General features: G+C 76.4%; 4 protein-coding genes. 2 read left to right on the forward strand and 2 right to left on the reverse strand.

Annotation, left to right across the window (positions count from 1 at the left end):
• Positions 1–261 (forward strand): hypothetical protein (locus ACTUAL_RS18505; protein WP_440901148.1); only part of this gene is annotated, 261 nt, incomplete at its 5' end.
• A gap of 550 nt (positions 262–811) precedes the next feature.
• On the opposite strand, the gene ACTUAL_RS18510 is transcribed toward ACTUAL_RS18505, so the two are convergent.
• The gene (locus tag ACTUAL_RS18510; RefSeq protein WP_096497757.1) at positions 812–1264 is read right to left on the reverse strand and encodes a MarR family winged helix-turn-helix transcriptional regulator; all 453 of its coding nucleotides are present in this window, start codon (positions 1262–1264) and stop codon (positions 812–814) included.
• 65 nt (positions 1265–1329) lie between these two features.
• Positions 1330–2565 (reverse strand): sugar efflux transporter, encoded by a 1236-nt coding sequence (locus ACTUAL_RS18515; RefSeq protein ID WP_440901149.1) that lies wholly within the window; start codon positions 2563–2565, stop codon positions 1330–1332.
• A gap of 76 nt (positions 2566–2641) precedes the next feature.
• On the opposite strand from ACTUAL_RS18515, the gene ACTUAL_RS18520 reads away from it, so the two are divergent.
• Positions 2642–3430, forward strand: coding sequence for an SDR family NAD(P)-dependent oxidoreductase (locus tag ACTUAL_RS18520; protein ID WP_440901150.1), 789 nt, complete (start codon positions 2642–2644; stop codon positions 3428–3430).
• The last annotated feature ends 105 nt before the right edge of the window (positions 3431–3535 follow it).

The following is a 3535-nucleotide window of genomic DNA, read 5'->3' on the forward strand; positions in this document are numbered from 1 at the left end:
GTGGCGTGCACGGCGGGCGCGACGGCGATCACCTGGCGCGGCAAGGAGACCGGCCCGCCGACCCCGACCGGGGGCGAGCGCGAGCTGCCCTACCCGGAACCGCCCGCGAGCGGCGAGGCGGCGGTGGGGGTGGCGGTGTTCACCCGGCGCGGGGACTACCGGGCGACGGGGTGGCTGGCGGCGTACGACGCGCTGGCGGGCCCTGAGGAGGAGCCGGTGCGGGAGCGGGCGCCCCGGCGGCGGGGGTTGGGCATGGTGTGACGGCCGGGGTCGGCGGCGCGCGCGGGTGGCCTGCGGCGGCACGTGGGTGTCGCGGCGGCGTCCCGGTGCGGGGGTGGCTGGCGGCCGTGCGCGGGTGGTCTGCGGCGGTGGGGGCACGGGGGCCTGCCAGCGCGCACGGGTGTCCGGCGGTGTCGCACGGGCGTGTCGGGGGGTGGTGCGGCGTTCCGGCTGCGGCGCCGGGAGCGCGGTGCGCGTGCGACGGGGGCCTCGGCGGACCGGGTCGTCTCGGGTCTGCGGCAGCTCGGGGTGTCCGGCCACCGGCCCTGCGTCCTCGGCTCTGCGCCCTCAGCCCTGCGGTCCCCGGCAGCACGCCGCTCGCCTGCGGTGGCCGGGCGCCGGTCGGGCGCTGCCCGCCGTCTGTGGTCGTCGCGGGTCGTCGGCCTCGACGTGGCGCGGCTCGGCGCGGCGAGGGCCGCCGCCCTCCCGGTTCTCGGGGGCGGCGGTGCGGGGTCCACCCGCTGAGCGGGAGGGACCGTCCGGTTCCGGGCGCCTGCCGGGCTGGTGATCGCCGCAGGCTGGTCGGACCGGGTCAGCCGTTGCGGTGGTGGGACAGCACCTGGCCGAGCAACCGCACCAACTCCTCCCGCTCCTCGGGCGCCAGCGGCGCGAGTAACTCGTCCTGCACCTTGGCGAGCCGCCGCTCCTGCCTGCGCAGCTGCCTGCGGCCCGCCGTGGTGAGGGTGATGGTGTTGCGGCGCCGGTCGGTCGGGTCGGGGTCGCGGTGCACGAGCCCGCGCTCGGCCAGCTCGTTGATGGCCGCCACCACGTCGCTGAGGTGGATGCCGCTGGTCCGCCCGAGGGTGGCCTGGCTGACCGGGCCGGTCTGCTCCAGGGTCGCCAGGACCCGGTAGTGGTGCCCGCGCGCGTCCACGGCGGCGAGCCCGTCGGCCACCAGGCGGTGCGCGTGCAGCGCGGCCTGCGTGATCAGCCAGGTCGGGTGTGCGGCCCACTTGGCCGCTGGATCGTGGGGGCGCGTGATCATGTTGATCACCATAGCGACGCGCCGCACTTCTTCCCGGTATCCGGAAACCCCTAGCGCACCGGGGACTACGGCATTGCGCCGACGTCGGTGCGGGGTCGCCGGGCGCGGCGCGGGCGGGCGAGCAGGAGCAGCGCGAGACCGGTCACGGCCATGGCCGCGCCGAGCGCGAACGCGGTCCGGTAGCCGTTCGCCTGGGCCAGCGCCAGCAGCGGCCCGGACAGCATCGAGCCCGCCTTGCCGGTGTTGGTGAACAGGGTCGTGGCGCGGCCGGGGAAGTCCGGGTCGAGGTCCTGGAAGTAGGAGATGCCGATGCCCTGCAGCGCCGAGATGGCCAGGGCGTGCAGCAGTTGGGCGGCGATCACGTGCCACACCTCGCCGCTGACCAGCATGACGCCGTGGTACGACAGCGCGAGCACCGCGCCCGCCAGCACCAGCAGCCGGTTGTCGACCTTGGCCGCGACGAAGCCCAGCCACAGCATCAGCGGGATCTCCAGCGCCGCGCACACGCCCATGGCGACACCGGCGTTGCCCGCCGTGCCGCCCAGGTCGTCGACGACGAACAGCGGCAGCACCGCGACGCTCAGCGCCGTCGTGCCCTGGAGCAGCACGAACGCCACGGCGGTCAGTGACAGCTCGCCGCGCGCCCGCGACGGGACGGCGACCGAGTCGGGCATGACCACGACCGGCTCGGGCTTGGGCAGGGCGGGCAGCCGGTACCAGGCGGCCAGCGCCGCGAGCGCGTACATGACGGCCGCGCCCGCGAACACCCAGGTGAAGCTGGAGCGCTCCACGAAGATGGCGGCCAGCGGCGGGGCGATCGCCCAGGACAGCGACAGCAGGGTGCGCAGGGCGCTGGTCGCGAGCGGCCCGCGCGAGGAGCCGCTGGCGGACAGCGACTGGCGGGCGTAGGCGAAGCTCTGCGGCACCATGACGCTGCTCAGCGCGGCCAGGGTGACCGAGACCAGCAGGAGCAGCAGGTACTCGCGGGAGAGCGCGAAGACCACGTACGCGGCGGTGCCGCTGTGCGAGCCGACGACCAGGAGCTGCTTGCGCACCGCGCGGCGGTCGGAGAACCGGCCCACGGCGGTGCTGACGGCGAGCGCGGCGAGCGCGCTGACGAGCATGAACGACCCGACCTGGAACGGGTTCGCGCCGAGCTCCTTGATCAGGAACAGGGAGAGCAGGGGCCCGACGAGCGCGTAACCGGCGCCGCCGAGGACCACCACGGTCGCCAGGGGGAGGAGCTGCTGCTTCAGGGGGGTGGGAGGTGTTCGGGGGGTCGTGAGTACCACGGTGACCATGGTCTTCCCCGGCCCCCGTCCGGCGAAATGTGTTTTTCACCCCCGTGCCCCCGATCGGGCGCGGGATGATGCGGGGATGCGCTCTGCGGTGGTGACCGGTGCGGCGGGCGGGCTGGGCGAGCGGATCGCCGCGCGCCTGGCCGGGCGCGGGTACGCGGTGGTGGTGGCGGACGTGGACGAGGTGGGCGCGCGGGCGGTCGCGCGGGCGATCGGGCGTGGCGCGCGGGCCGCTGAGCTGGACGTGGGCGATCCCCTGGCGTGCGAGCGGGTCGCGGCGGGCGCGCCGGGGCTGGCGGTGTGGGTGAACAACGCGGGGCTGCTGAGCGCGGGCCCGGCGTGGGAGGAGCCGTGGGCGCGGCGGCGGGCGCTGCTGTCGGTCAACGCCGAGGGAGTGGTGAACGGCACGCTGGCCGCGCTCGGCGCGATGGACGACGACGGGCACGTGGTGAACGTGGTGTCGCTGGCCGGACTGGTCGCGGCGCCCGGCGAGGCGCTGTACGCGGCGAGCAAGCACGCGGCGCTGGCGTTCAGCGTGGGCGTGCAGCACGACCTGCGGCTGGCCGGGCGCGGGACGCGGGTGAGCGCGCTGTGCCCGGACGGGATGTGGACGCCGATGCTGTTCGACCGGGCGTCGGACCCGCGCGCGGCGGCGTCCTGGTTCGGGACGCGGCTTCTCCCGGACGAGGTGGCGGACGCTGCGGTGGGGCTGCTGGCCAGGCCGAGGCCGGTGCTGGCGGTGCCGAGGTGGCGGGGGCCGCTGGTGCGGTTGCTCGCGGCGTTCCCAGGGCTGGGGCTGCGCGCGTCCGGGCCGATCATGGCGGTGGCGCGGCGCAAGCAGCGCAGGTTCGCGAAGCGGGTGCTGTAGCGGGGGGGCGGGGGTGCGCGCCCCCCCCCCGCACCCTCACCGCACCGGCACCCACAACCGCGCGACCCCCAGGCCGACCGACACCGTGGCCTAGGCGCCCCCCCC

The sequence above is a fragment of the Actinosynnema sp. genome (assembly GCF_052038725.1).